The organism is Novosphingobium barchaimii LL02, assembly GCF_001046635.1.
GTDB classification, from domain to species: domain Bacteria; phylum Pseudomonadota; class Alphaproteobacteria; order Sphingomonadales; family Sphingomonadaceae; genus Novosphingobium; species Novosphingobium barchaimii.
This window is the reverse complement of sequence record NZ_KQ130459.1, coordinates 22,317-49,139: the sequence shown is the minus strand read 5'-3', so window position 1 is coordinate 49,139 and position 26,823 is coordinate 22,317. Positions and strand designations below refer to the sequence as shown.

Annotated in this window: 22 protein-coding genes; 14 read left to right on the top strand and 8 right to left on the bottom strand. The window is 63.0% G+C overall.

Features of this window, described 5'->3' with window-relative positions:
- Nucleotides 1-22: 22 nt before the first annotated feature.
- Nucleotides 23-1,330 (bottom strand): replication protein RepA, encoded by a 1,308-nt coding sequence (locus tag V474_RS21920; protein ID WP_059153428.1) that lies wholly within the window; start codon nucleotides 1,328-1,330, stop codon nucleotides 23-25.
- Between the two features lie 555 nt (nucleotides 1,331-1,885).
- Between V474_RS21920 and V474_RS21915 the strand changes: the two genes are divergently transcribed.
- Complete coding sequence (locus V474_RS21915) at nucleotides 1,886-3,103, top strand: AAA family ATPase (RefSeq protein WP_059153355.1); 1,218 nt, start codon at nucleotides 1,886-1,888, stop codon at nucleotides 3,101-3,103.
- Nucleotides 3,104-3,271: 168 nt separating this feature from the next.
- A complete protein-coding gene (locus tag V474_RS21910; protein ID WP_059153354.1) occupies nucleotides 3,272-4,249 on the top strand; it encodes a ParB/RepB/Spo0J family partition protein in 978 nt (325 codons plus the stop codon).
- 306 nt (nucleotides 4,250-4,555) lie between these two features.
- Here V474_RS21910 and V474_RS21905 read toward each other — a convergent pair whose 3' ends face one another.
- A complete protein-coding gene (locus V474_RS21905; protein ID WP_059153353.1) occupies nucleotides 4,556-5,674 on the bottom strand; it encodes a hypothetical protein in 1,119 nt (372 codons plus the stop codon).
- Between the two features lie 362 nt (nucleotides 5,675-6,036).
- Here V474_RS21905 and hisD point away from each other — a divergent pair, with 362 nt between their 5' ends.
- Both hisD and V474_RS21895 read left to right on the top strand, forming a co-directional pair.
- Nucleotides 6,037-7,368 (top strand): histidinol dehydrogenase, encoded by a 1,332-nt coding sequence (gene hisD / locus V474_RS21900; protein ID WP_059153352.1) that lies wholly within the window; start codon nucleotides 6,037-6,039, stop codon nucleotides 7,366-7,368.
- Nucleotides 7,369-7,471: 103 nt separating this feature from the next.
- Entirely contained in the window at nucleotides 7,472-8,236 is a 765-nt protein-coding gene (locus V474_RS21895; RefSeq protein ID WP_059153351.1) for an SDR family NAD(P)-dependent oxidoreductase, read from the top strand.
- A gap of 9 nt (nucleotides 8,237-8,245) precedes the next feature.
- On the opposite strand, the gene dmeF is transcribed toward V474_RS21895, so the two are convergent.
- Both dmeF and V474_RS21885 read right to left on the bottom strand, forming a co-directional pair.
- Nucleotides 8,246-9,187, bottom strand: coding sequence for a CDF family Co(II)/Ni(II) efflux transporter DmeF (gene dmeF, locus V474_RS21890; protein WP_236711386.1), 942 nt, complete (start codon nucleotides 9,185-9,187; stop codon nucleotides 8,246-8,248).
- Nucleotides 9,184-9,459 (bottom strand): metal/formaldehyde-sensitive transcriptional repressor, encoded by a 276-nt coding sequence (locus V474_RS21885; protein WP_059153350.1) that lies wholly within the window; start codon nucleotides 9,457-9,459, stop codon nucleotides 9,184-9,186. Before V474_RS21885 ends, dmeF begins: the two co-directional genes overlap by 4 nt.
- A 122-nt stretch (nucleotides 9,460-9,581) precedes the next feature.
- On the opposite strand from V474_RS21885, the gene V474_RS21880 reads away from it, so the two are divergent.
- The 9 genes from V474_RS21880 to V474_RS21840 all read left to right on the top strand — a co-directional run bounded on the left by V474_RS21880 (nucleotide 9,582) and on the right by V474_RS21840 (nucleotide 22,798).
- Entirely contained in the window at nucleotides 9,582-11,846 is a 2,265-nt protein-coding gene (locus V474_RS21880) for an FdhF/YdeP family oxidoreductase (RefSeq protein WP_059153349.1), read from the top strand.
- Between the two features lie 226 nt (nucleotides 11,847-12,072).
- On the top strand, nucleotides 12,073-13,236 hold the full coding sequence (locus V474_RS21875; RefSeq protein ID WP_059153426.1) for a mechanosensitive ion channel family protein: 1,164 nt from the start codon (nucleotides 12,073-12,075) through the stop codon (nucleotides 13,234-13,236).
- Nucleotides 13,237-13,336: 100 nt separating this feature from the next.
- Nucleotides 13,337-15,379, top strand: coding sequence for a transglycosylase domain-containing protein (locus tag V474_RS21870; RefSeq protein WP_059153348.1), 2,043 nt, complete (start codon nucleotides 13,337-13,339; stop codon nucleotides 15,377-15,379).
- 99 nt (nucleotides 15,380-15,478) lie between these two features.
- Nucleotides 15,479-16,186, top strand: coding sequence for a TetR/AcrR family transcriptional regulator (locus V474_RS21865; RefSeq protein ID WP_059153347.1), 708 nt, complete (start codon nucleotides 15,479-15,481; stop codon nucleotides 16,184-16,186).
- Between the two features lie 134 nt (nucleotides 16,187-16,320).
- Nucleotides 16,321-17,658 carry an aromatic ring-hydroxylating oxygenase subunit alpha gene (locus tag V474_RS21860; RefSeq protein WP_059153346.1) on the top strand — a complete coding sequence of 446 codons (1,338 nt, stop codon included), beginning with the start codon at nucleotides 16,321-16,323 and terminating at the stop codon, nucleotides 17,656-17,658.
- A gap of 127 nt (nucleotides 17,659-17,785) precedes the next feature.
- Nucleotides 17,786-20,044: a TonB-dependent receptor gene (locus tag V474_RS21855; protein WP_059153345.1), complete on the top strand. Its 2,259-nt coding sequence runs from the start codon at nucleotides 17,786-17,788 to the stop codon at nucleotides 20,042-20,044.
- Nucleotides 20,045-20,157: 113 nt separating this feature from the next.
- Nucleotides 20,158-20,904 (top strand): SDR family NAD(P)-dependent oxidoreductase, encoded by a 747-nt coding sequence (locus V474_RS21850; RefSeq protein WP_059153344.1) that lies wholly within the window; start codon nucleotides 20,158-20,160, stop codon nucleotides 20,902-20,904.
- Complete coding sequence (locus V474_RS21845) at nucleotides 20,901-21,974, top strand: nuclear transport factor 2 family protein (RefSeq protein WP_059153343.1); 1,074 nt, start codon at nucleotides 20,901-20,903, stop codon at nucleotides 21,972-21,974. Before V474_RS21850 ends, V474_RS21845 begins: the two co-directional genes overlap by 4 nt.
- A 47-nt stretch (nucleotides 21,975-22,021) precedes the next feature.
- Nucleotides 22,022-22,798, top strand: coding sequence for an SDR family NAD(P)-dependent oxidoreductase (locus tag V474_RS21840; protein ID WP_059153342.1), 777 nt, complete (start codon nucleotides 22,022-22,024; stop codon nucleotides 22,796-22,798).
- A 38-nt stretch (nucleotides 22,799-22,836) separates the two neighbouring features.
- Here V474_RS21840 and V474_RS21835 read toward each other — a convergent pair whose 3' ends face one another.
- Complete coding sequence (locus V474_RS21835) at nucleotides 22,837-23,634, bottom strand: ABC transporter ATP-binding protein (RefSeq protein WP_059153341.1); 798 nt, start codon at nucleotides 23,632-23,634, stop codon at nucleotides 22,837-22,839.
- Complete coding sequence (locus V474_RS21830; RefSeq protein WP_059153425.1) at nucleotides 23,628-24,623, bottom strand: FecCD family ABC transporter permease; 996 nt, start codon at nucleotides 24,621-24,623, stop codon at nucleotides 23,628-23,630. The genes V474_RS21835 and V474_RS21830 overlap by 7 nt, the downstream gene beginning before the upstream one ends.
- A gap of 86 nt (nucleotides 24,624-24,709) precedes the next feature.
- Between V474_RS21830 and V474_RS21825 the strand changes: the two genes are divergently transcribed.
- Nucleotides 24,710-25,570 carry an ABC transporter substrate-binding protein gene (locus V474_RS21825; RefSeq protein ID WP_059153340.1) on the top strand — a complete coding sequence of 287 codons (861 nt, stop codon included), beginning with the start codon at nucleotides 24,710-24,712 and terminating at the stop codon, nucleotides 25,568-25,570.
- Here the strand turns inward: V474_RS21825 and bluB are convergent.
- Both bluB and cobO read right to left on the bottom strand, forming a co-directional pair.
- Nucleotides 25,557-26,201 carry a 5,6-dimethylbenzimidazole synthase gene (gene bluB / locus V474_RS21820; protein ID WP_148649509.1) on the bottom strand — a complete coding sequence of 215 codons (645 nt, stop codon included), beginning with the start codon at nucleotides 26,199-26,201 and terminating at the stop codon, nucleotides 25,557-25,559. The genes V474_RS21825 and bluB overlap by 14 nt on opposite strands.
- Nucleotides 26,202-26,214: 13 nt before the next feature.
- A complete protein-coding gene (gene cobO / locus V474_RS21815; RefSeq protein WP_059153339.1) occupies nucleotides 26,215-26,823 on the bottom strand; it encodes a cob(I)yrinic acid a,c-diamide adenosyltransferase in 609 nt (202 codons plus the stop codon).

The window sequence follows — 26,823 nt, the reverse complement described above, 5'->3', positions numbered from 1 at the left end:
AAAACGGCTCGGACATCATCGGTCATTCGCCTTCCGAATTGTCCCGCCGCTTCGCATAGCTGACGACAAAAGATTCCCATACCCGCAGCCATTCTGTCTCGCTGCGTTTTCGCGCGATCCCGGGGAAGCCTGCCCTGAATGCATCGGCCATCTGATCCACCGACCACGGATGGCCTTTGTCGACACCGATGACGCGAAACGCAGTCTCGCGCGAGCCAAAGCTCAAACTGCCACTCGGAAACGCAAGCATTGTTTCTTCAGTCGCAGCGCCGGCGCGTTTGCTCTCGCCGTCTTTCGCCGGGACCGATGATCTCGGTGCTTTTTCCGACACTGATGCACCCAGCAGTCGCAAATGCGTACCTACGAGCTTGCGTTCGAGCGGCGCCGGGGAGGGATTCAACACAACCTTGCGGCCGGAAAGATCGACGTCGGCGTTGGGATAGACCGCTGAAACCAGCTGCATCGTCTCACGCACCGTCTGGCGGAAACGCTTGGAGTCCGCCTCATTACCCAGATGCCGGGCAAGCTGATCCCACGAGATCGTCTGCCCCTTGTCGCTGGTGATGCGCGGCAGGCGATAGGCAAGGTATGTATAGAGATCGAGCGCGGTCGGCGTGCCCTTGAGTTCGCGAATCGCGACCTCGTTCAGCGGGACTGCATGTTCGATAAGGTGTCCATAGAACCCCTCGGACATGCGAATCTCCCGCGCGAAGGCTCCGTTCTTTTCCAGGGAACCGGCATATTCATTGGAAATCTTCACATCGCGCACAGCAAAGGCGTTGCCGTCGGCCTCAGTGCCGTCCCAGCGAATCTGCCATTCGCAGGCCAGGAGGCGGTCCACCTGTTCGCGCATGCGATTAGCAGTTCCGCGCGGTCCATAAGACACCGTCTGATATCCCAAACGGCGCATCCACTCGGTAAAGTTGCGTCCCAGGTAAACGTCACGCGAACGCTTGGCCACCGCCTGCGACAGCAGATAGATCAGCGCGACCCGGGGATAGGCGCCATACGGAACACCCAGACTGCGCAAAACGGGCTTGCCATCGACAGTCTGCAGTACGGGCCTGGGGTTGATAGCCAGCGCATATTTGCCGTCTTCGCGCAAGATCGGCTGCGTTTCGTCCTTGGGCCGCTTGGTCGGCAGCGACATGGCACACAGCGCCGAATGCAGGAATGCAGGCACAGGCTCCTCATCCTGAACCCGCAAAAACGCATCCATGGTAATTTGCGATCCGGCCCGCAGTGCAAGCGAACGCACCTGCGCTTCCCCGCCATCCAGCATGGCGAGGGCATACTGGTGTCCGATCGGCTTGCTGCTATCCCCGTTAATCATATGACCCTGCTTTACCCCGACTCGGGGCCTGTGATGTGGGGTTTAGACAACAGGTTTGGTCCTCAAACGCAAGTGCGTTGGCAGTTTCGGGGACATTTGGCGGTTGAAACCTACAATATCACCGATGATCTCGGATCCGTTGCTGAGATCGCGCCCATTTCCCCTTATTTCCAGAAATAGCCGATTCGCGAATCGGTTTTGATTTAGGGATTCTAGTATAGGTTAAAGCACCGAGATCATCGGTCGGTTTGGCTCCGAGATCATCGGCAAAACGCACCGGAATCATCGGCTGGCACCGAGATCATCGGCGTTCCGGGAAAACTGCGGAAACAGCACTCCCGAAGCGACCCCCACAACGCGCTGATGGCTTCTTGGGCAGATCAACGGCACCGAGATCATCGGTCCGAACAGCAGCACGGGCCCTCCGCCATTTGCTTCCCTAGATAAAAGGGCTCGGAGATCATCGGCTCGATTGGAAGACTGGTGGACGATTGTTGCTCGAAACTTCCAACGCGGGTACGGTCGAGGTTCAAATCCACAAGACTGGTATTCATGGCGACCCACCCTGCATCCGATGCCCGCTCCGACGTCCCCGGCAATGAACTGCTGGAAGACAGCCTCGACCTTCTTCACCGTAAGGCCCTTACCATCCTGAAGCGCATCCGCGACGGTGCGCTCGACCCCGAGACCGGCCACAAGGTTGGTCCGTCTTTCGCAATATCAAAAGCCGCATCGCTCGTTGGCCGGACCGCTTCGGCTATTCGCGAAGCCGAACGCGATGGGCGTTTGCCTGAACGCGACCGGACCGCATCGGGCCATCGCGTGCAATATACTCTCGAGGAACTTGACCACATGCGCGCCGTCTTCGGCACGCGCCCTTGGCGAGCGCCTGAGGACGTTCCGGCGATCATCTCGATTTCAAACTTCAAGGGCGGCGTCGGCAAGTCGACGTTGGCGTTGCACCTCGCCCAGCATTTTGCGATCCGTGGGTACCGCGTGCTGTTCATCGATTGCGACAGCCAGGCTAGCTCGACGATGATGTTCGGCTACCGTCCCGACGTCGACCTTGGCGAAGACGACACTCTCTATGGGCACTTCCACAATCCCGAACTGCTCGGCGTGCGCTCCATCATTCGCAAGACCCACTTCCACGGGCTGGATTTGATTCCGGCGAACCTCAAGCTCTATAACCTCGAATACGAGATTGCCGGCTACCTTGCCCAAAACCAGAGCTTCGATGTTATCGACCTGATCGGTCAGGCCATCGACACCGTCGTCGACGACTACGACATCGTCATCATGGATCCGCCGCCGGCGTTGGGCATGGTTTCGATGGCGGTGCTTCAGGCGGCCAATGCGATGGTCATTCCGGCGCCGCCGAGCGTAATGGATTTCGCCTCGACTGTATCCTTCATCGACATGGCGCGCACCACGATGAAACAGTTGGAGCAGCTTGGGGGCAGGGTGAAGCCAGCCTACAATTTCATCCGTCTGGTCGGCAGCCGCGTCGATGACAGCAAGTCTATGCACCGCGAGATTTTGTCGATGATGCGGCAGGTCTTCGGGGGCTCGATGATTAACTCGGTCCTCAAGGTCAGCGCCGAGATCGACAATGCCAGTTCGCGCATGAAGACGGTCTACGAGCTCGATCGCCCGGTTACTTCGCATGAGGTGCACAACCGCTGCGTACGCTTTCTGAACGACGTTTGCCACGACATCGAACAGGACGTTCTGCGCACTTGGGCGAGCAGGGCGAAGGACGTGAGCTGACCCGTTGCCACGTGGCAACGAACTTGAAAATGACGTTTTATCAAATGGCTAACCACCCTTCCGCAACGCAGCGGGGTGATTGCCTGATTTGCAGGGGAGGGCCTCTTCGGCGCGGTTGCCACGTGGCAACAGGGACATCGAAAAGGCGCTTTCAGGAAGGACCAAGACATGAGCAAGGGTAACCGCGGCTTCGGAAGCAGCCTGACAGAAGGCCTCGATGACGAGGAGCTGGACGCCTCTGCACCTTCCGAAAGCATCATGGCGAGCCGCAGCCAGACCTTGGCGCGTCTTGCTACGGGCAAGGTGGTCACCGACCGGACCGAGTGGGTCGACCCGGTCCGTTGCCGCCCTTGGCGCCTGCATAACCGCGACATCGATCACCTTGATGAGGAAACATGCCGCGACCTGATCGACGCATTTCTTTCGGCCAAGAAGCAGCGCATTCCGGCGATCGTCCGCCGACTTCAGAACGATCCGGACCACGACTTTGAGATCATTGCCGGTGTCCGTCGCTGGTGGACGGTGCAGTGGCTGCGTGCTCATCACCATCCAGATTTCGAGTACCTCGTCACCATCCAGCATGTCTCCGATGAAGAGGCGTTCCGGGTTTCCGACATCGAGAATCGGTCTCGCAAGGACATCTCGGACTGGGAGCGCGCAAAGGAGTACATGCGCGCGCTCAACGAATTCTACGATGGGTCGCAGAGCGAGATGGCCGAGCATCTGAAAATCTCGCGGTCTTGGCTCAGCCGCCTGCTTGACGTTGCGCGTTTGCCGGACGAGATCGTCGAGGCCTTTGCTGATACCCATGACATCACCGTTCGTGTGGCGCGCGATGTGAAGCCGCTGGCCGGGGATCCGCGTGCGCTGGCGCTCATGGCAGCCGAAGGCAAGTTGATCAGTGATGAGCGCGCTGATCTTGGCACGCGGCTGAGCGGCCCCGAGATAGCGAAGCGACTCGTCCGCGCTACAGTTGCAAAGGCGAAGGAGAGTGGCGGTGAAGTCATTCTCAAGGCTGGCAACGGCAAGCCGATGCTGCGCTATTCCCGTTCGGCGCGTAGCGGGCTGACCCTGCGCGTGGTGCCCAAGTCGGGCGCATCTGTCGATGAGGTGCTGACGGCGATCCGCGGTTTGATCGCGGAATAGGTTTTTGGCCATCGCCGCGCGTAGTCCCCTATTACGCGCGGCGATGGTCCGAAATTCGGTGAATTGGCGATTGTGTTGACAGCGATCGCGGTCGATGCGTGTAAAATGCGCTCAGAGGCCCGCAGAGCGCATTTGAGGTTCCGCTGACATCTGTCCACCCCGGGCGGCCTATGGGCGCTCTAAAGGCCTTTTCCGGCAGCTTTCTAAACGGGCTCAAAAAATCAACGCGGCGGGCGGTTTTTGGGTCAAACGCTTAATTTCTAGATCGGAAGGCTCCGAAAACCGCTCAATCTGGCATCTATCAGCTCAATTGCCGCTGCCGGCGAGCAGTTCGTCGATGTGGGCCAGCGATGCCTCGAAATCGTCCAGCGCCTTCACCGTGAAAGCAGACGCGATGTCTTTATCTGGTCCTGTTGACCCGCTGGCGGCGAGTGCATGAAGATGCGATCCGGCAATCGTACTGTGCGCGATCATGCCTCGGTCTTCGAGTATGGCTACCATCCCTCGCACCCCGATCCGCGTCGCGCCCAGTGCGCTTTCGATTTGCGCGGAACGCAAAGGACCAAAGCCTCCCAGTAACTCGAACAGTGCGGGCGCGCGCGATGTAGTGCGTTGTCCGGAGAGGCGTTCGCTACATTCGAGCGCCAACCGGGTGGCTTCGCCAAGTTGTTGGAACATGTTGCTGGCGACAGTGTGTAAGGCGTCGGCGCGGCTGGTTCGGGCGGTGCCGGGATCGTCGGCCGCCAGAACATCCATGCGGATCAGGCCGGTGAAAGGCAGGGCACAGCGTAAGGTGCCGGCGCTACGCAGCCATTCACCATACTGCATTTCGATAGCCCAGCGCGGAGAGGACGGGGCAGGGCGCTCCACGCTGAAGCGCCGACCAGCCAAGGCTATGGGTGAGAACTGGCGGTCGGCGGGGGCGAAGCGAAGGCTACCGGCCACCGCGTCGTAGAGCCGGGATAGTGATGCGAAAGGAAGGGGCTGAGGCTTGGGCGAATGTCTGTCGACCAGCGCACGGGCATCTTCGATCGCGGCATGGGTGCGGGCGTTGTCTCCCTGTGATTGCAGGTCGTGCGGGGCCAGCAAGGCGGGTTTCAGCTGTAGGGCGATGTCTGCGAGCGGCGCCCAACTGGCGTGCGCCAGTTCGATCAGAATGCCTTCACATAGCGCGCGCGGGGCGCTGGCATGGCGCGAGGGCATCTCAGACAAGGTTGTCAGGCCAGCAAACCAGGCATGGAAGCGCGCCTCGGTGAACAGGTGGCCTTCCTGACGGAGAGCGCCGACGAGCGTACCTCGCAGGATTTGCGCGGCAAAAATGCGCTGGACGTTTGGGGGACAATGCTCAAGCGCTCCGTCGAGGCGCCCGAGTGCGAGCATGGCGCGAGCCTCTGCAAAGGCGAAATCAGTGTTTTTGTCTTCCATGAACCGCTAAAAAATCCAAAAAATTCAAAGGCTATCAGGAAAATGTATAGCTAAAAAACATTAGATAGACAACTAGTGCGACTCTCGGTTTGGGCGACTTTTCCGGGGTGCCTAACCTGTCAGCAAATGTGCCGCGCACCACGAATGGCACCTAACTTTCAATTCATAAGTAATCGCAGGTGGCGCGGCACTCGTTCTCGTCCATTAATGCCAGTTTTTTGCGGCTCCTCGCTTTCATCAGGTGGAGATGAAAGCGTCGCCCGGTTTAGGGGTGCCATGCGAATTTGTATTCACCTGCTGCGAAGGGCCGCGTTGCCGGCCATCGAGACTCGGGCCCGGCGGCCCAAGCAGGAGCAGGACGAATGGCGATCTATCTCAAGCGTGGTGCGAGTGCCGAGGCGAAGGCGACGGCGGACCGAAAGGTGCGCGATATCGTGGAAGCTGCGCTGGCCGACATCGAGGCACGCGGCGATGCTGCGCTGCGCGAGATGAGCAACAGGTTCGACGGCTGGGACCGTGACGACTACCGCCTGTCGCAGGCCGAAATCGAGGCGTGTGTGAACAACCTCTCCCCGCAGGAACGCAAGGACATCGAGTTCGCGCAGACGCAGGTGCGCAACTTTGCGAAGATCCAGCGCGCCTCGATGACCGATGTCGAGGTCGAGACGCTTCCTGGCGTCGTTCTGGGCCATAAGAATATCCCGCTGAATTCCGCTGGCTGCTACGTGCCAGGCGGCAAATACCCGCTCCTCGCCAGCGCACACATGAGCGTGATCACGGCCAAAGTTGCGGGCGTGAAACGTGTGATTACCTGCGCTCCGCCGTTCCAGGGCAAGCCCGCGCGCGCGATCGTTGCCGCGCAGGCGATGGCCGGGGCGGACGCGATCTACGCGTTGGGCGGTATCCAGGCGATCGGCGCGATGGCGATCGGAACCCAGACGATCGAGCCGGTAGACATCCTCGTCGGTCCGGGCAACGCCTTCGTCGCCGAAGCCAAGCGTCAATTGTTCGGGCGCGTCGGCATCGACCTCTTTGCTGGCCCCACCGAAACGCTGATCATCGCCGATGAGATCGGCTGCGACCCCGAGATGGCCGCCACAGACATCCTCGGCCAGGTCGAGCATGGCCCCGATAGCCCGGGCGTCCTGCTGACCAATTCGGAGAAGTTCGCCCGCGCGACCATGGCCGAAATCGAGCGCCTGCTGGAAATACTTCCCACCGCCGACCATGCCGGCAAGGCATGGGAAACCTTCGGCGAAGTGATCGTGGCCGAAAGCTACGAGGAGATGGTGCGGATCGCCGACGAACTCGCCTCCGAGCACGTCCAGGTGATGACCGCCGACCCGGACTATTTCCTCCAGAACATGACCAATTACGGCGCACTTTTTTTGGGCAATCGCACCAACGTCAGTTTCGGCGACAAGGTGATCGGCACCAACCACACGCTGCCAACGAAAAAGGCGGCTCGCTACACAGGTGGTCTGTGGGTGGGCAAGTTCCTGAAGACCTGTACCTACCAGCGCGTCATCACCGACGAAGCTTCGGCACTGATCGGCGAATATTGCAGCCGCCTCTGCGCGCTGGAGGGCTTTGCCGGCCACGGCGAACAGGCCAACATCCGTGTGCGTCGCTTCGGCGGCCGCGACGTGCCCTATGCCGGGCAGGCAGAGCCGACCCCGCAGACGACCGCTTAGTCGGAATTTCTTCCCCGCCGGCCACCGAAGGGGGTGGACAGACTGGCCGCATCGGGTTCTTCCTGCCCCCGCCATTCCTGCATCTGTGATGAGAGAGACGACCATGACCTTGCCTGTCACGCCCAGTTTGCGTCTCGATGGCCGCCGCGCCGTGGTCACGGGGTCAGGGAGGGGGATCGGCGTTGCCGCTGCTGCCGCGTTGGCGCAGGCGGGCGCCGAAGTAACCCTCGTGGCGCGCACTGCCAGTGAGATAGAGGCGGTAGCCGCTCAGATCGTAGCGCGGGGCGGCATCGCCCATGCCGTCACGCTCGACGTGTCGGACCTTGATGCTGTTGCCGCGTTCTTTGACGTGCGAGAGCCGTTCCACGTCCTCGTCAACAACGCCGGGACCAACCGGCCGAAGCCTATGTGGGACGTGACGGGCGAGGACTACGACGCTGTTCTTGATCTCAATGTGAAAAGCGCATTTTTTGTGGCGCAGGCCTGCGCGAAGCGGATGATCGCGGCTGGCACAACGGGTAGCCTGATCCACATGGGCTCGCAGATGGGCCATGTCGGCGGGCCGGGACGTTCGCTTTACTGCGCCAGCAAATGGGCGCTGGAGGGCATGAACAAGGCCATGGCGCTGGACCTTGCGCCGCACGGTATCCGTTCCAACACAATTGCACCCACGTTCATAGAGACACCGCTGACAAAGCCTTATTTCGAGGATGCGGCGTTCAAGGCTAGCGTGCTGAGCAAGATTAAGCTCGGCCGGATCGGTCAGGTGGAGGACCTCATGGGCGCGATCCTGTTCCTGGCGTCGGATGCCTCCACGCTGATGACTGGCACCAGCCTCGTCGTCGATGGCGGCTGGACGGCGGACTGAGCGGCTGTTTCAGTACCGCTCGATCGAGACGTGCCTCAGTTCGTGGACGGGTGTCAGGCGGCGGCGCAGTTCGGCTTGGTCCAGCGAAGTTTTGGCGGCGATGATCGCGGCATGGGCATCGGGCCCGATGCGCCATACGTGCAGATCGGTGATGCGCGCGTCGCCCGGTCCTTCGACTGCCTCGCGCACTTCCTGCGCGACGTGACGGTCGGTTCGGTCGAGCAGGACGCCTGCGGTGTCCTTCATGAGCGACCATGACCAGCGGGCGATTACCGCCGCGCCGATGATGCCCATCACCGGGTCCAGCCACGTCCAGCCAAGGTAGCGGCCGCAAAGCAGCGCCGCGATCGCCAGAACCGACGTCAACGCATCGGCAATGACGTGAAGGTAGGCCGAGCGCAGGTTGTTGTCGCCGTGGCCATGATGACCATGGCTATGATCATGCCCTTGGTCATGATGATGTCCGTGGTGATGGTTGCCGGAGAGCAGGAGTGCGCTGGCGATGTTCACCAGCAGCCCCAGAACCGCCACCACCGTCGCCTCGCCAAATGCAACGGCGCCGGGGTGCAGCAGCCGGTTGATCGATTCCACGCCGATCCCGGTTGCGAAGATCGCGAGAACCAGAGCCGAGGCGAAGCCCGCAAGATCACCCACTTTTCCGGTGCCGAAGCTGAAGGCAGGGTCATTTGAATGGCGCCGGGCATAGGCATAAGCCGCCGCTGCCACGGTCAGCGCGCCGGCGTGGGTGGCCATGTGGAAGCCATCCGCCAGCAGGGCCATCGACCTGGTCGCATAGCCGGCGATGATCTCTCCCACCATCATTGCAGCGGTCAGGATCACAACCCAGCGCGTACGGCGCGCGTTGTCGTCGTGCGATGCACCCAGGAAGTCGTGGGCGTGCGAAAGCGGGTCGGTCTGGGGAAGGGTTGCGATGGTATTGTATCGCGTCATTTCGCGTAGCGGCGAATCGCGGTGATCACTGCCTGCATGCCTTCGTCGCGCTCTTCCTGGGTGAGTTCGCTGGCGGCTACGTGCGTGCGCAGATGATCTGCGATCAGTTCGTCGATAAAGCCGTTTATCGCGCCGCGAACTGCCGCGCTCAGCAGCAGCGTCTTGGCGCAGTCTTCCCCGCCGACGAGCGCGCGCTCGACTGCCTGCAATTGGCCGATCATTCGGCGCACGCGCATGATCAGCGGCTGACTATTTTCATTAAGATGCGACATACCATACCCCCCTACGGTATATTTTGCGCATTCGCAAGAGGAGGCCCGTTAAGTGCGATTCCGCTCGAAATAACGCTTCTCAATCCCTACGTTCGCAACACAAACAGCGGAAGGCCTACACCTTGTCCGAAGACCAACCTGCGGAACGGAACGTCGAAGGCATTGGCGACTACAACGGCCCGGCCGGCGGCTGGGGCGCGCTCAAGGCGGTAGCACGCACGGTTGCCGAGCAGATGAAGGCCAGCCCCGATACACGGGCTTTGCTGCAGATGAACCAGCCCGATGGCTTCGATTGCCCCGGCTGCGCCTGGCCAGATCCGAAGCACACCTCCTCGTTCGAATTTTGCGAGAACGGTGCCAAGGCAGTGACGTGGGAGGCGACAGTCAAGCGCGTCGATCCCGGCTTTTTCGCCCAACATACCGCGACCGAACTGTGGGGCTGGAGTGATCACCAACTGGAAGACGCGGGCCGTCTAACCGAACCGCTGCGCTACGATCCCGAAACCGACCACTACATACCGATCACCTGGGACGAGGCTTTCGCACGGGCGGGCGCGGCCTTGCAGGCGCTCGACCACGCCGACCAGGCCGAGTTCTACTGCTCGGGCAGAGCATCGAACGAAGCGGCATTCCTCTACCAGCTGTTTGCGCGCGAATTCGGGACCAACAATTTCCCCGACTGCTCCAACATGTGCCACGAGGCGACCAGCACCGGGCTGCCTAAGTCGATCGGCATAGGCAAGGGCACGGTGACGCTTGAGGATTTCGATACCACCGACGCCATATTCTGCATCGGCCACAACCCCGGCACTAACCACCCGCGCATGCTAGGCACATTGGCCGAGGCTTCGAAGCGCGGCGTGCCGATCATCGTCGCCAACCCGATGCGCGAGCGCGGGTTGGAGCGGTTCAAGTCTCCGCAGCACCCTACCGAAATGCTGTCGACCCATTCCACCCCGCTCGCCTCGGCCTACCACCAGGTGCGGATCGGCGGCGACATGGCGATGCTCAAGGGCATGATGAAGGCGCTTTTCGCGATGGAGGAGGCCGAAGGCGGCATTCTCGACCATACTTTCATCGCCGAACATACCGAAGGCATCGATGCGCTTCGCGCCGATATCGAAACCACGTCCTGGACCTGGATCGAGGGTCAGTCGCGCCTGACGCGCGAGGCAATCGAGAGTATGGCGGCAGTCTATGCCGGGGCCGAGCGGGTGATCGTGTGTTACGGCATGGGCATCACCCAGCATAGCCACGGCACCCAAAATGTTCAGGCCATTGCCAACCTGCTGCTGCTGCGCGGAAACTTTGGCAAGGCGGGAGCCGGCATTTGCCCGCTTCGCGGCCACAGCAACGTGCAGGGCGACCGCACCGTGGGCATTACCGAACTTCCGCCCGAAGACATGCTGGACCGGCTCGATGCGGCTTTCGGCATCGCCAGCCCACGCAAGCATGGCCACAATGCCGTAGAGGCGCTGCTGGCGATGCATGAGGGCAAATCCAAAGCTCTGGTCTCACTGGGCGGGAACCTTGCTGTCGCCATGCCCGATCCGGAAGCGTGCTTTGCGGCGGTGCGCGGACTGGATCTCTCCGTCAATATCCTTACCAAGTTCAATCGCACTTGCCTGCTCACCGCGAAGGAGACGCTGGTGCTGCCGTGCCTGGGCCGCACGGAGCTGGACGTGCAGGCTACCGGTCCGCAGTGGGTGACGGTTGAGGACAGCATGTCGATGGTTCACGCCTCGCGCGGGAAGCTGAAGCCGCCGGGGGCGCAAGTCCGCTCCGAACCTGCGATCGTTGCGGGGCTTGCCGCTGCGGCCATGCCGCTTACCAAGGTAGATTGGGCTGCGCTGGTGGCCAATTACGACCGTATTCGCGACGGCATTGAGGCGGTCTACCCGGACTTTCACGACTTCAACCTGCGCGTGCGGGAACCAGGCGGCTTCCGCCTGACCATTGCCCCGGATAAGCGCGTCTGGAAGACGCCGAGCGGCAAGGCGCAATTCTTCGCCCACCCGCATGTGGAGGAAAGCATGGAGGGGCAGCCGCTGCTGCTCACTACCATCCGCAGCCACGACCAGTATAACACCACTATCTACAGCCTAGACGACCGCTATCGCGGCGTCACCGGTCGGCGCGACGTGATCTTCGCCAACGAGGTGGATCTGGCGATGCTGGGGCTGACACATGGCGACCGAGTGGATGTAACCACGCCAACCGGCCGCATGCTGAAGGGCTTCACAGTGATCCGCCATGCAATCGCACGCGGATCGCTTGCTGCCTATTATCCCGAGGCGAATTGTCTGGTCCCACTCGATGATTTCGACCCGGCTAGCGGGACCCCGGCTTACAAGTCGATCCCCGTCCGGGTGGACGCAGCCGTCTAGCTGCTCGTTGACGCGTGCCGCCGGCAATAGGTAGAGGGGGCAGTCCCATCAATGGGGCAGTCTGCCCGATTGATGGGAACAAATTTGGCGCTTCGGCCATTCCAGTGTCCCGCGCCGATGCCCGGATCATGTAATTCGGACGTCGCCGATCAACCGGTTGGTATGGGTTCGCCCGCCATCGGAACCAGGCCCTGCCGGCGCCGCAATGCAGGATGACGAACACGCGATGAGCGTAAGCACTACCCCGAATTCCGCCCCCGCCGCTCACGCGGTTCCCGACGTCTCCGCCCAGCTTCGCGATATTTGGGAATCCAGCCGGGCCTGGTTCCAGACTTACTGGCTTCAGATAATCATCGCTGGCGTCATTGCCGTCACCATCGTAACCGCACTTTACGCGCTGCGGCGGTTGGGCACCAAGCTATGCCGTCCCGAGCGCGGCCGCGCCGATTGGCTGGTGGTCGTCGGACGCGTCGTTTCCAAGACCACAAACTACTTCATCATCATGGTCGCGATCCGGGCTGTCGACGGCTATGCGCAGACACCTCCCACCCTCGACCGCTTCATCACGTTCTTTTTCACGCTTGCTGCCGTGGTACAGGGCGCGATCTGGGCGCGTGAGTTTATCCTCGGCGCCATAGAGCACCGCACCTCTGCCGAACATTTCCAGGGCGAGGCGATCATCAATGCGATGGGCCTAATCCGCTTGCTGGTGAGCGTCGTGGTCTTTGCGGTGGCGACGGTCGTCCTGCTCGACAATCTGGGCGTCAATGTGACAGGCCTAGTCGCGGGACTCGGCGTTGGCGGTATAGCCATAGGACTTGCCGCACAGGGCATCTTCGCGGACCTTTTCGCGGCTCTGGCGATCATCTTCGACCGACCGTTCAGCAAGGGCGACCAGATCAGCTTCGGCACCAGTTCGGGTGTGATCGAGGCTATCGGGCTGAAATCCACGCGTATCCGTGCCTATACGGGTGAGCTGCGCATCATCGCCAACAAGAACTTGCTCGACAAGGAAATCCTCAACGTCAGCGGACGCGACCACATACGCTTGCCTTTCACCATCGGCGTTGCTTACGAGACCCCGCCCGAGACGCTGGCGCGGGTGCCCGATATCCTGAAGGAACTGGTCGAGGCCGAAGGCGGCAAGCCCGCACGCGCCGGGTTCGAAAGCTTCGGCGCCAGTTCGCTGGACTTTTCGCTGCTGGTCGACGTGCCGGGACGCGATTGGGCGATAGCGCATCCACTGCGCGACCGGCTGGTGGTGGCGATCATGAAGCGCTTTGCGGCGGAAGGCATTTCGATCCCCTACCCCACGCAGACGACTTTCACGGCTGCGCCAGATGGCACCATGATTATGCCTTATTCGGAAAACGGCGGGGCTCGGGCATAAGGCTGCCCTTATCCTCCCCGAATTCGGGGAGGATAACCTGCTATGCCGCATCACGCTTGATGATGCGCTGCGGCGAATAATCGTATAGCAGTGCCGGGCGATGGAGCTTTCTGGACACGTCATTGCCGATCCCGCCCAGTCGGTTGCGCCTGCCGCGCCGGAATCGGTCGCGCCTCCGGGCAAACCCCGCCGGTCCCGGTGGAAACGGATCAAGCTGGGCCTTGCAGGGACGCTTTGCCTTGTGTTTGTCACGGTAGGCTATCTGGCGGTCACCGCGCCGTTGTCGAAGTCGCTGCAGCCAATCGCTCCGCCGGAGATCACGCTGCTTGCCGCGGACGGCACACCTATCGCACGCAACGGGGCGATCACCGATTCGCCCGTGGACGTGTCGAAACTGCCGCCGCATGTCGTGCATGCATTCCTCGCGATCGAAGACCGTCGCTTCTACAGCCACTGGGGCGTGGATCCGCGTGGTGTCGCCCGCGCCGCGTGGAGCAACCTGACCGGCGGCAGCACGCAGGGCGGCAGCACGATCACGCAGCAACTGGCCAAGTTCACTTTCCTCACTGCCGAGCGCTCGCTGACCCGCAAGGCGCGCGAATTGCTGATCGCGTTCTGGCTTGAGGCCTGGCTCACAAAAGACGAGATTCTTGAACGCTACCTCTCTAACGCTTACTTCGGTGACAACACCTATGGCCTCCGCGCAGCATCGCTGCATTACTTCCACCGTCAGCCTGAAAAGCTGACTGAGGGGCAGGGGGCTTTGCTTGCGGGGTTGATGAAGGCGCCCTCGCGGCTGGCACCGACTAATAATTTTGCGCTTTCGCAAAAGCGGATGCGGCTGGTGCTTCAGACCATGGTCGAGGCCGGCTACATGACGCAGCAGGAGGCCAGGGCGGTTCCCACGCCTCGGCTGGATGTGCGAGATCGCAGCGAGTTGCCGACCGGGACCTACTTTGCCGACTGGGCACTGCCTCAAGCCCGCCAGATCGAGGCCGCCGGCTATGCCGGGCAGACCTATCGCACCACCCTAGACTCGCGCCTGCAGGCGGCGGCACATCGGGCGATCCGGCAAGCCGGTGCGGGCAAGGCGCAAGTGGCGCTGGTGGCGATGCGCAGAAACGGCGAGGTCGTAGCAATGGTCGGCGGGCGCGATTATTCGGCCAGTCCGTTTAACCGCGTTACTCAAGCGCGCCGCCAGCCGGGCTCGACCTTCAAATTGTTCGTCTATCTTGCTGCGCTCAAGGCGGGCATGTCGCCGGACGATACGCTTCCCAACACCCCGATCGAGGCCGGTTCCTATCGCCCGCAGAATGCCGGTGGCGCCTATTCGCCCACGATCACGCTGGAGGATGCTTTTGCGCGCTCCAGCAACGTCGCGGCGGTGCGGCTGTTCTCCAAGGTCGGGGACGAGGCCGTGATCGACATGGCGCGGCGTCTTGGTGTTGCGTCGCCGTTGCCGACCGGCGACCCAAGTCTTGCATTGGGCACGGCCAGCATGACGCTGCTGGAATTGACGTCAGCCTACGCCGGCGTGGCGGCAAATAGCTTCCCGGTTGCCCCGCGCGCTTTTCCGGTGCCCGAGGCGGGCTGGTTCGACTGGTTGCTCGACGGCAAGCGCAGCCTGTCCTCGCGCGATCACGAGGCGATAGAGGGAATGCTGCGCGCCACGATCAATCGCGGCACGGGCCATGCCGCGATGCTGCGCGGGCCGAATTTCGGCAAGACGGGGACCAGCCAAGAGAACCGCGACGCGCTGTTCGTGGGCTATTCGGGCGATCTCGTCGTGGGCGTATGGGTCGGCAACGATGACAACTCGCCGCTCAAGGGCGTTTCCGGCGGGACCGTACCTGCGCGGATATGGCGCGATTTCATGCGTGATGCCTTGGGCGAGAGGCCCGTGCCGTCGCGGCCGAAGGCGGCCGATCCCGAAGGGCCGGTGCAACCGCTCGATGTACCGGAGATCGGCGATATCCCGGTGGGGGACGACAGCCATGTACGTATCGAGGATGGACAGGCCGTGATCAGCACCAGGGTCGGCGGGGTGCCGCTCGACGTGCAGATCGACGGGCAGGGGTTGCGCGTCAATCCGGGCGCGTCGGCTCCAGCCCCAACTCCGGCCTCGTCGGCACCGGGCCTCTGAGGGGGCCTGTTTCTGCACAGTGCGCGGTTGTCACCTGCACCGTGACCCGTCATGAGAGCGGCATGCGGCCGGATCTCATTCACGCCGCATTGAGGGTTCATGACAGAAGCGAAATCCAAGCCAGGCGCGGGCAGAACTCCCAAAGGCGGCACGCCCAAGGGAGAAGCGACGCGCGGCCAAATCCTCGACGCTTCCGAGATATTGTTCGCCCGCAACGGCTATCTGGGCACTTCGCTGCGCGATATCGCGCATGAGGCGGGCGTGCGCATGGGGCTGGTTCACTATCATTTCGGCAACAAGCACCTGATCCTCGACGCGGCGCTGGAGCGCAAGCTGGCCCTGCTGCGCTCCACCATCGAGGAAAGTTTCGCGCGCGGGCAGGCGCAGGCCGAAGAGGGGCGGGGCCGGTTCGGGCTGGAGGAGATCGTCGCCGCCTTCATCCTGCCGTTTCTTCATGCAGCCTCGACCGATAGCGATCCTTTGCGCAATTACATCGTCATGACCTCGCACCTGATGAGTTCTTACAGGATGCCGGAGCTCCGCCCGATCCTTGGCAAGCTGAGTGCGGTGTCGCAGATCCTGACGGATCAATTGCGCATCCACGCCCCCGCCATCCCCGAGAATAATCTGCTGGCGGGCGTCTACCTGATCGAGGCGGCGCTGATCTTCATGGTGCAGGACCCCGGCTTCCTCGACGATCTCAGCCGCGATCACCATTCCGTCGCACGGCTCGAGGACATGGCCAGCCCGGCGCTACGCTTCTTCGCGCGCGGGCTGGAAAGCCTGCAGGAGCCTTCAGCGACCTGATCCGCGATTGCCGGCCTCGCTGATCATTTTGGCCTGATCGTTTTGATAGGTTGGTCGATCGACCAGTTTTGTTATTCTCGCCTCAACGAAGACACGGACCCGGCAAGGGCCTGTGCACACGGGAAAGAGACGAGATGGGAAGGCAAGACATCGACGCCTTGATGATCGACGGCCGTAACGCAGCGAACCTGCGCGGCGATCCGATTACCGGCGAGCGCTACACTTCACCTGAATTCATGAAGCGCGAATGGGACCATATGTGGACCCGCATCTGGCACATCGCGGGCCGCACTGCCGAGCTGGAAGAGGCTGGCGACTACGTGGTCCATGATTTCATGAACGAATCCGTCTTCTGCGTGAAGCAGGAGGATGGCTCCATCAAGGCATTCTACAACTCGTGCCGTCACCGCGGCATGCGGCTGGTGTGGGACGCCAGTTCGCAGGATAGTTTCCAGTGTCCTTATCACGGCTGGATCTGGGGCAAGGACGGCGTGCTTGAAAAAGCGCAGGACCCGGAGGATTTTCCGCAGGGCAACCCCTGCGGCAAGCTCAAGCTGAAGGAACTGCGCTGCGCGACCTGGGGCGGTTTCGTGTGGTACACAATGGACGACGAGGCGCCGGAACTGCTCGATTTCCTGTCGCCCATGCCCGAGCTTTACAAGAACTACCCGATGGACACCGGGGTGCGCGTCTTCTGGATGAAGATCGACCTCGAAACCAACTGGAAGTTCGCGACCGACAATTTCTCGGAAAGCTACCATACCCGCACTGCGCATCCGCAAGTGCCGCCATGGATCGATCAGGATGTGGACACGGCGCGCCACGAAATGTGGCCGGGCGGGCATGGCCGCACGGTGCAGCCGATGCGCCCGTCGCTGTCGGACCGGCTGCCTGAGGGCGTCCAGCACCCCTTCGACATGATCTTGCAGGCGTGGGACATCGATCCGGAATCCTATCCGGATTTCGAGACCAAGGCGATGCAGGGCTGGCTCGACCTGAAGGCCGCGAAAAAGCGCCTGTGGCAGGAGCGCGGTTACGTCCATTACGAGAATATGGACGACGAGGAGATCACCGACAGCCCGCACACGGTGATGTTCCCCAATGTCACGATCAGCTTCCTGCCGGACAACGTGATCCTGTTCCGCACCGAACCGCACCCGACCGATCCGAACAAGTGCACGTTCGACCTGTGGTGCATGGCTTTTCCCGTGGCCGGGCAGACCATGGTGGAATCCATAATGGCCGGCCCGCAGCCGCTGCACGAAGCCGAGTTCCAGCACCGCGCCTTCGACAACGGGCGCGGCGTGCCCGAGATCAAGGACCAGATCGTCTACCAGGACATGATGCTGGCTGAAGGACAGCAACGCGGCATGCATTCGCGCGGTTATGACGACGCCTATCTTTCCGGGCAGGAGACGCGGGTGCGTTTCTTCCATGAAGTGCTGAACGACTACCTGGAGGGGCGCCGCTAAGGCAGCACTCCCATACCGCTAACTGCACCGGAGCATGTCCGGGGCGAAGTGACTATCCGTGCACCATTTGCACGGGTGAATGCGCCTGCGTGCGCGACGATAATGAAAAACTCAGGGAGGAATATCGATGAAGACCTGGCTCAAGGACAGTTCACGACTCGCTCTCGGTGCTGCCGCGCTGATGGCGTCGCCCGTCGCGTTTGCGCAGGAGGGGGAACAGCAGGGCGGCATTCAGGAAATCGTCGTCACCGCGCAGAAGAAGTCCGAGAACATCCAGGACGTGCCGATCTCGATCACCGCGATCGGCGGCGAGGCGCTGGCGGCCACGCAGGGCACCTCGCTTCAGGCGCTTCAGGGCCAGATTCCCAACGTCCAGATCGACAACTTCGCCAACACCCCGCAAAGCGCCGTCTTCACCGTGCGCGGCATCGGTGTTATCGAGCCGGACCCTTATGCGGGCAATACCGTGTCGATCGTGGTCGACGGGGTGCCGCAGTTCTTCTCAATGGGCGCGCTGCTCGACCTTTACGACGTAGACCGCATCGAAGTGCTGCGCGGACCGCAGGGCACGCTGTTCGGCGCCAACACAACCGGCGGCGTCATCAACGTCGTCACTGGTCAGCCTACGGGTGAGTTCGGCGGCCACGTCAAGGCTGTGTACGGCAACTACAACCGCTTCGATGTGACGGGATCGATCGAGGCGCCGCTGGTCAAAGACGTGCTCTCGCTGAAGGTCGCAGGGATCCACACCCAGCGCGAAGGCTGGGTAACCAATGTCGTCGATGGCTCCGACATGGGCAGCAAGAACCTCGACGCGGTGCGCGCCTATCTGCGCTTCACGCCGGGTTCGAACTTCGATGCGACCTTGCAGGGCGAATACGTCAACGCCCGCAACGGCTCACCCATCGTCATCAATGGCGCGCGTCCGGGTGAGGTGCTCTACACCGCGCCGGGTACTGCGGGCATGTACGTCAGCCCCTGCGCAACACAGGGCATGTGCAGCGCGCCCGACAAGTATTACGGCGCCAACAATTCCGTGCCCGACGAGTCCAACATGGACACCTATTCCGGCACTCTGACGATGAACTGGCGGAACACCCCGCTGGGCGACTGGACGTCGATCACCGGGTACAAGCACTTCAAGCTGCGCGAATTCACCGATCAGGACGGCACCCCGCTGTTCCTGAACGACACTTACCGCCGCACCGAAGGCTGGCAGTTGAGCCAGGAATTGCGCACCAATCTGGAGCTGACAGATACTCTGAATCTGCTGGTCGGCGGGTTCTACCTCAAGAACCACTACGATCACATCCAGGCCTACCGCCTGCAATTCGCCGCGCCGGGCCTGCTGCAGACCAACCTGCAGGATCAGGACAACTACTCCGTGTCGGGCTTCGCGCAAGCCTATTGGCAGGCGACCGACCGGCTCAAGTTGCAGGCGGGCATCCGCTATTCGCATGAGCGCACCATTTCCACGCCCAGCCTCATCACCAGCATCGGCGATCCGGCCGGCTCGAACTACTCGGGCGAGGGCAACACCGTTATCGGTAGCTTCACCGTGGGGGGCAGGAAAAGCTGGAACAACGTCGGCTGGAAGCTGGGCGCGGACTATGAAGTGGCCGACGATGCTCTGCTCTATGCAAGCTGGTCGCGCGGTTTCAAGTCGGGCGGCTTCACCGCGCGCGTCGGGGTTCCGGCGGACGGTGACACGCCGTTCAACCCGGAGAATGTGGATACCTTCGAGGGCGGCATCAAGGCCGACTTCCTTGACCGGCACCTGCGCGTGAACCTGGCGGCGTTCTACACCAATTACCGCGACATGCAGGTGGCGCAGATCTACTTCGACGACACCACCAACACCCAGGGCAACCGCATCCTCAATGCCGGCAAGTCCGAGATCAAGGGATTCGAACTGGAGACGACGGCGGTGCCGGTGGAGGGCATGACGCTGCGCGGTTCGCTCGCTTACCTTGATGCCAGGTACAAGCAGTTCCTTTATGGCGACCCGCTCTCTGGCGCGATCCTCGATCTGGAGGGATACCGGCTGCAGAATGCGCCCAAGTGGAATGCCAGCTTCGGTGCCAATTTCGTGATCCCGCTGGGCAATGGGGCCGATCTGGTGAGCGACGTGAGCTACACTTACACCAGCTCCAAATATTACACCGCGATCCTCGACACCTCGCGTTCGAAGATCCAGCCCACACACCTGGTCGACGCCACGCTGACCTACAAGCCGGACGGGGCAGCGTGGTCGCTGGGCCTATGGGCGACCAACCTACTGGATTCTCGCTACCTTTCGACCGTCTTCGATTCGCCCGGTTATGCAGGCCTCGCGGGGTACGCCCCGCCGCGCCAGTTCGGCGCTTCGGCCAGCTTCAACTTCTGAACGTGATGGAATGAAACGCCTTTCCTCCCCGTCCCTCCCGCCTGCGCGGGGAGGGCGGAGAGGATGAATGCGAGTGGAGCGACTGATCGCTTACACCGAAGGGAACGAACGGCATGAACCGCGTAGCAGGCAAAGTCGCCCTCATCACCGGCGGGGCCTCTGGCCTTGGCGCTGCCGACGCCCGGCTTCTGGCGGCGGAGGGCGCGCAGGTGGTCATCACCGACCTTCAGGCCGACATGGGCCGCCAAGTCGCGGCCTCGATCCCCGGCGCGCTGTTTTTCGAGCATGACGTGCGCGACGAGGCGCAGTGGCGCCGCGTGGTGGGCAAGACTGTGGCGCATTTCGGCAGGATCGACGTGCTGGTCAACAATGCCGGCCTCGTCCGCTTCGGCAATGTCGAGGACTGCGATCTTGAAACCTTCCGGCTGCAGATGCAGGTGATGGTGGAGGGGTGCTTCCTGGGTTGCCACACAGCCCTGCCGCACATGACCAAGGGCGGCGGCGGGTCGATCATCAACGTCGCCTCGGTCGCCGCGCTCAAGGGCATCAGCGCGATCCCCGCTTATAGCGCCGCCAAGGCGGGCATCATCGCGCTTACCCGCAGCGTGGCGGTGCACTGCCTTGAGCAGGACTACAAAATTCGCGTCAACGCCATCGCACCCGGTGCCCACGACACGCCGATGACGCAGGCTGCGCTTGCGCAATTGCCACAGGACAACGCCGGGCTGGATCAAGTCAATGCGCGCGGTCAGGGCACGCCGCAAGACGTGGCGAACCTTGTTCTGTTCCTCGCCTCCGAGGAATCGCGCCAGATCACCGGGACCCACATCGTCATCGACAACGGGGAGACGGTGGGATGAACATCGAGGGCATCGCCGATATCCAGGCGATCTCGAACGTGCTGGCCTGCCACAGCCGCGGCGTGGACCGCGCCGACGAGAGCCTTCTGGCGGGCTGCTATCACGATGACGGCACGGTCGATTACCGCTTTTTCGCGGGGTCTGCCGCGCAGTTCGCGGGCATCCTGGCGAGCGCGCAAAGGGCGGAGCCAGTCACCCTGCACCGCACTGCACAGATGTGGATAGAACTGGACGGGGACCGGGCCGTATCCGAAAGCTACATCATGGCTTGCGCTTCCAGCGCCGAGACGCAGCACCTGATCTGCGGCCGCTACCTCGACCGGCACGAGCGGCGCGGCGGTGAATGGCGGATGAGCCACCGTAGTTACGTGCTCGACACCAATCTCAACTGGCCGGGCGGGGGCATGTTGCCGGGGCTGGGGCCGGTGGACAACCACGTGCCAGTCGGCGGCCACGGTGCTGCCGATACCGGAATCTCCCTGCTCGCCCAAGCGCGCGCGAACAACGCCGGTCACAATCGCACAAAAGGATATCAGCCGATGGCTCACAGCCAGCAGACCCTCGATGCCGTCGTCTCGCGCCAACAGATCGCGGACGTCACCATGGCCTATTGCCGGGGGCTTGACCGTGCCGATGCGGCGCTCCTGGGGCAGGTGTTCCATGCCGACAGCACAGTGGTCAGCGGCGCCTTCAACGGCAACGGGCAGGAATTTGCCACTACTATCTGCGCACTAGTGGAGGAGGGTTACGCCCAGACCTTCCACTCGATCGCCAACCAGTGGATCGAAGTTTCCGGGGACGCTGCCATAGGCGAAACATACGTTATTGCCGTCTCCACCAGCAAGGACTGCGCGACCGATACCCTTACCGGCGGCCGATACATCGACCGTTTCGAGCGCCGCGAAGGCCGCTGGGCTATCGCGGAGCGCAGCTTCGTCCTCGACTGGACGCGCCAAGAAGCCAGCACTCGCAACATGACCGGCGGGATGTACGCCGCGCTCGACCTGCACGGTGCACGCGGGCCGGCTGATCCCGTCTACGCCTTTATGCGAGGTGACGGCGCGAGGTGAACGCTCCACGCCCGATGAAACACAGCGTTTCGATGGAGAGAATGCACATGGATACTACCCGTCTGGACGGCACTATTGCGCTTGTCACCGGCGCGAATGGCGATATCGGCTCCGCCGTCGCCCGCCTGCTGGCAGAGCGCGGCGCCGCCGTGGTCAGCACCGACTTGCGCGCGCCTGAGGAACCGGCGGGTGAATTCGCCGCTCTCGACGTAACCAGCGAAGCGAGCTGGGCCGAGGTCATCGCCCTGGTCGAGCAGCGCCACGGCGCGCTCGATATCCTCGTCAACAACGCTGGCATCGCCCCGATGGCGCGACTGGATGCGATGACGCTGGAAGATTGGCGCCGATGCCAGCAGGTCAATGTCGAGGGCATGTTCCTTGGCCTCAAGACCGCATCCGATCTTCTGGCCCGCAGCGGCCCGCGCCGTCAGGGCGGGGCTTCGGTAGTCAACTTGTGCTCGGGCGCCTCGGACAAGCCTGCCGCGTTCAGCGCAGCCTACTGCGCCAGCAAGGCCGCCGCGCGGATGCTGACGCGGGTTGCGGCGGTGGAATTTGCCGCGCTTGGTAAGCCGATCCGTGTCAACTCTGTCCATCCCGGCGTCGTCGAATCCGCGATGATGGACGACATCCTCGCCACGTATTCGCGCATCAGCGGCGGGACCTCGGTCGAGACGCTGCGGGCGGGCGTTGCCGCCGGCAACCCGATGGGCCGCTTCGTGGAGCCGGCGGAAGTAGCCGAAGCCGTGGCCTTCCTGGCCTCAAGCGCGGCGCGCTACGTGCACGGCGATGCCATCCACGTTGACGGCGGTTACGCAGCGGCCTGATCTGCCCGCCGCCCCGGATAATATCCGTGAAGGGAGGGTCATTCCGCTTCCGCCTGAGGCTCCCGCCAGCGCCCGGTTGGGACGACAACGGGTGCTGCGCCGCCGATATCGATATGCCCGGTAACACCGTAGACTGTGCGCAGCCGCTCTGCGGTGAGCACTTGCGCCGGGGTGCCCTCGGCCACCAGCATCCCGCGCTCGATCAACAGCAGGCGGTCGCAGTAGCGCGCCGCCATCGTCAGGTCGTGCAGTACCGCGACGACGAGCGCTCCGCTGCGGGCCTCGCGGGCCAGCAGTTCCATCACGTCAATTTGGTGGCCGGGATCGAGCGAGGCCAGCGGTTCGTCCACCACCAGACCCTGCGCGCCCACTGCCAGCGCGCGCGCCAGCATCACTCGTGCCCGCTCACCGCCCGAAAGCTCGGTCGCGATGCGGCTGGCCAGATGCGCCACGTCGGCGCGGGCCATGGCTTCCAGCACTGCTTCGCGGTCTTCTCTGGAGACGCGCGACATCGGGCCAAGATGCGGCAGGCGGCCCAGCGCAACGAGCCGCTCGACACTGAGGGGCCAGTGCAATGTCTGTCCTTGCGGTAAATAAGCAATGGTGCGTGCCAGATCGCGCTGGGACAGCGTCTTCAGATCCCGCCCGTCGATTTCGATCAAACCGCGCAGCGTGGGCACCAGGCCCAGCAGTGCGCGCACCAGCGTCGACTTGCCCGCTCCGTTGGGGCCGATGATCCCGGTCAGCGTTCCCGGCCTTAGCGTGGCACTAAGGCCAGTTAGGACCGCGCGGCGGCCAAGGTCGGCGGAAATTCCCCTGATCGAAATCGTCACCACAGGCGGCGCTCCCGGAGCAGGTGGACAAGGAAGACCGGGACGCCGAGGAAGGCTGTCACCACGCCCAGCTTCAGCTCACTGGCGGTCGGGATCAGGCGCACCAGAATGTCGGCGCCTGTCAGCAGGATCGCGCCGCCCAGCAGCGAGGGCAGCAGCAGGGCGGAGGGGCTGCGGTCGGTTAGCGGTCGTATCAGATGCGGAACTATAAGGCCGACGAAGCCGATCGAGCCGGACACCGCCACCGCGCCGCCCACCCCGATCGCCACGCCCAGAAGCAGCCTGATGCGGGTGCGCGAAAGGTCGACGCCCAGCGAGCGCGCGCCATCCTCGCCCAGCGACAGTGCATCCAGCGCGCGCGGGTCGTAGAGCAGCAGGGCCATACCCAGCATCACGCAGGGCAGGGCAATCCAGACATGCTCCATCGTCCGGTTCTCGATCGAGCCGAGCAGCCAGGCCATGATCTCCATCGCCGCGAAGGGGTTGGGCGAAAGGTTCAGTGCAAGGCTGATCCCGGCCCCCGCCAGCGTCGAGACGGCAATGCCGGCAAGGATCAGCGTCAGCGGGCTTTCCGAACGCCCCGCCAGCGCAAACAGCAGCATCAGCGCGATCAGGCCCGATGCGATCGAGAGCAGGGGAAGCAGCGCGGGGTGCCAGTCCGCCACGCCGAAGTATATCGCCGCCACCGCCCCCAGCGCCGATGCGTTCGAGGCACCCAGCACGGAAGGCTCGGCCAGCGGGTTGCGTAGATAGCCCTGCAGCACGGCGCCTGTAAGGCCAAGCGTCGCCCCTACCAGCAGCGCCACCAGAGTGCGCGGCAGGCGAAGCTGGAACAGGATTGCCTGCGCGATTTCGTCGCCGTGGCCGGTAAACGCGGCCAGGATGCGCGCCGGCGACAGCGGCACCGGGCCAAGGTTCACGGAAGCCAGGCCCATGACCAGCACACCGGCGAGCAGAAGCGGGATCAACGCCGGGTGGCGCTGGGATGACAGGACGTCTTGAGCCACGAATACCTCGAATTGGATCGGTTCCCCGTCACGCTTGTGTCCCGGGGTCGTGTTGCTATGGATGCGCTGACATGGCGCTTACGGCTTATCTTCGTTCTGGCAAGCTTGCGGTTTGTGCTTTGGCCGTGGGTCTTGGCGCAGCGGCTGCGTGGAGCAGTTCCGCGCCCGCAGCCCAGCATACAAGAGCCGCGCCACACAGGATCGTCTCGCTCAATTTGTGTGCGGATCAACTCGTGCTGGCGCTGGCAGACCGGGTGCAGATCGCCGGTCTCACCCGCAATGCCGCCGACCCGCAGTTGTCCGCCGCTGCCGATACGGTGAGGGGCCTGCCAGTGCTGCTTGGCTCCGCCGAGGAGATGATGGCGATCAATCCGGACCTCGTGATCGGGATGCCCGCGCGGCGCAGCCCGGCCATCGCCGTACTCAAATCGCGCAAGTACCCCGCGCTCGATATCAAGTCGCCCAACAGTTACCCCGCGATCCTGGCCTCGATCCGCGAAGTGGCACAGGCGGTGGGCCATCCCGAACGCGGTGAGGCGCTGATCGCGCGCATGAAGCGCGATCTTGCGGGCCTGCCGAAAACGGGCGGCGGTAAGGTGGCCGCGTACTACCAGCGGCGGGGCTACATGACCGGCACCGGCACCCTGATCGACGACTTGATGACGCGAGTGGGGCTGGTGAACCTTGCCGGAAAGCTGGGCAAGCCGTCGCTTTCGCAGATAAGTCTGGAGGAAATGGCGGCCGCCCGGCCGGATTTTCTGATCGTCGATACCGCGACAGACAAGGTCGTAGATCAGGGCACCGAGATGATGCACCACCCGGTGCTGGACGGTATCCCGCGCATCGGCATTCCGCAGGCATGGACGGTCTGCGGCGGCCCGGCCTATGTAAAAGCGGCCCGTGCCCTGTCGCAGAAAGTCAGCGCTCGCTGACATTCGCGCCCCCGTCCAGGCGGGCCTGCCAGCCGAGACGTTCCAGTTCGGGCACGATATGCGGTTCCTCGGGTTCGCCGAGGCAGAGCAGGGCGATGAAACGCCAGCCCTGCGGTACGTCCGACAGCGCCGTCACCGTATCAGGATCGGCGATGGACACCCAGCCCAGCCCCAGCCCGTTTGCCCGCGCGGCGAGCCACAGGGTATGGATCGCCATTACCACCGACCATTCCCGTGTCTGCGGCATCGTTGCCGCGCCGAGGCCGCCGCCGATGTCGGTCGCATCGTCGCAGAACACGGCGATCACTTCGGGCGCGTGGTCAAGGCCGTGGAGTTTCAGCGCCCCGTAGGCGGCGCGGCGTTCGGGATCGGGCATGGCCTCCCCCGCGCGCGCCGCCTCGCCGTCGACATGGCGGATGAGCGCCTCGCGCAGACCGGGCGAGCGGACCCGCACGAAGCGCCACGGCTGCGAATTGCCGACTGACGGGGCGAGCTGCGCGGTGGCCAGCAATTGCGCCACGACATCCTCGGCCACCGGGCCGCGCCGGAAGCGCCGCACGTCGCGCCGCCATGCCAGCAGCGCGCTGAGGTCTTCGTGAAATTCCGGGGTGAAGCGCGGAGGCAGGGACAAGGAGAGGCTGCTCCTAGAACTCGATGCCGGGCTGCGCCTTGACGGCCTGTTCGCGGTAGGGGTGCTTCACCAGCGTCATCTCGGTGACGAGATCGGCGTGCTCGATCAGCGCGTCAGGAGCGTTGCGGCCTGTCACGATGACGTGCTTCATATCGGCCCGTGCGGTCAGCACTTCCAGCACTTCGTCCAGCGGCAGGTAGTCGTAGCGCAGGACGATGTTCAACTCGTCCGCCAGCACCATGTCGTAGGCGGGGTCGGCGATCATGCGCTTCACTTCGTCCCATGCTTCGCGGGCAAGCAGGATGTCGCGGGCACGGTCCTGGGTGTTCCAGGTGAAGCCTTCGCCCATGGCCTTGAATTCCACATTGTCCGGGAAAGCGGCGAACACGGCGGTTTCGCCGGTCGTCATCGCGCCCTTCACGAACTGCACGACGCCGACCTTCTTGCCGTGGCCAATGGCGCGCACCACCATGCCCAGCGCGGCGGTGGTCTTGCCTTTGCCCTTGCCGGTGTTGACGATCAGCAGGCCCTTCTCGACGGTCTTGCCGGCGAGGATCTTGTCGTGGGCGGCCTGTTTCTTCTTCATTTTCTCGGCGTGGCGTTCGTCGGTGCGTTCAGCCAT

What these genes read in the sequence shown, in the direction of transcription:
- cobO (WP_059153339.1), bottom strand. Translation starts at nt 26,823, where the DNA reads ATGGCTGAACGCACCGACGAACGCCACGCCGAGAAAATGAAGAAGAAA.
- V474_RS21875 (WP_059153426.1), top strand. Translation starts at nt 12,073, where the DNA reads ATGAGCGTAAGCACTACCCCGAATTCCGCCCCCGCCGCTCACGCGGTT.
- V474_RS21885 (WP_059153350.1), bottom strand. Translation starts at nt 9,459, where the DNA reads ATGTCGCATCTTAATGAAAATAGTCAGCCGCTGATCATGCGCGTGCGC.
- V474_RS21865 (WP_059153347.1), top strand. Translation starts at nt 15,479, where the DNA reads ATGACAGAAGCGAAATCCAAGCCAGGCGCGGGCAGAACTCCCAAAGGC.
- V474_RS21910 (WP_059153354.1), top strand. Translation starts at nt 3,272, where the DNA reads ATGAGCAAGGGTAACCGCGGCTTCGGAAGCAGCCTGACAGAAGGCCTC.
- hisD (WP_059153352.1), top strand. Translation starts at nt 6,037, where the DNA reads ATGGCGATCTATCTCAAGCGTGGTGCGAGTGCCGAGGCGAAGGCGACG.
- V474_RS21915 (WP_059153355.1), top strand. Translation starts at nt 1,886, where the DNA reads ATGGCGACCCACCCTGCATCCGATGCCCGCTCCGACGTCCCCGGCAAT.
- V474_RS21840 (WP_059153342.1), top strand. Translation starts at nt 22,022, where the DNA reads ATGGATACTACCCGTCTGGACGGCACTATTGCGCTTGTCACCGGCGCG.
- V474_RS21860 (WP_059153346.1), top strand. Translation starts at nt 16,321, where the DNA reads ATGGGAAGGCAAGACATCGACGCCTTGATGATCGACGGCCGTAACGCA.
- dmeF (WP_236711386.1), bottom strand. Translation starts at nt 9,187, where the DNA reads ATGACGCGATACAATACCATCGCAACCCTTCCCCAGACCGACCCGCTT.
- V474_RS21845 (WP_059153343.1), top strand. Translation starts at nt 20,901, where the DNA reads ATGAACATCGAGGGCATCGCCGATATCCAGGCGATCTCGAACGTGCTG.
- V474_RS21825 (WP_059153340.1), top strand. Translation starts at nt 24,710, where the DNA reads ATGGCGCTTACGGCTTATCTTCGTTCTGGCAAGCTTGCGGTTTGTGCT.
- V474_RS21850 (WP_059153344.1), top strand. Translation starts at nt 20,158, where the DNA reads ATGAACCGCGTAGCAGGCAAAGTCGCCCTCATCACCGGCGGGGCCTCT.
- V474_RS21855 (WP_059153345.1), top strand. Translation starts at nt 17,786, where the DNA reads ATGAAGACCTGGCTCAAGGACAGTTCACGACTCGCTCTCGGTGCTGCC.
- V474_RS21895 (WP_059153351.1), top strand. Translation starts at nt 7,472, where the DNA reads ATGACCTTGCCTGTCACGCCCAGTTTGCGTCTCGATGGCCGCCGCGCC.
- V474_RS21905 (WP_059153353.1), bottom strand. Translation starts at nt 5,674, where the DNA reads ATGGAAGACAAAAACACTGATTTCGCCTTTGCAGAGGCTCGCGCCATG.
- V474_RS21870 (WP_059153348.1), top strand. Translation starts at nt 13,337, where the DNA reads ATGGAGCTTTCTGGACACGTCATTGCCGATCCCGCCCAGTCGGTTGCG.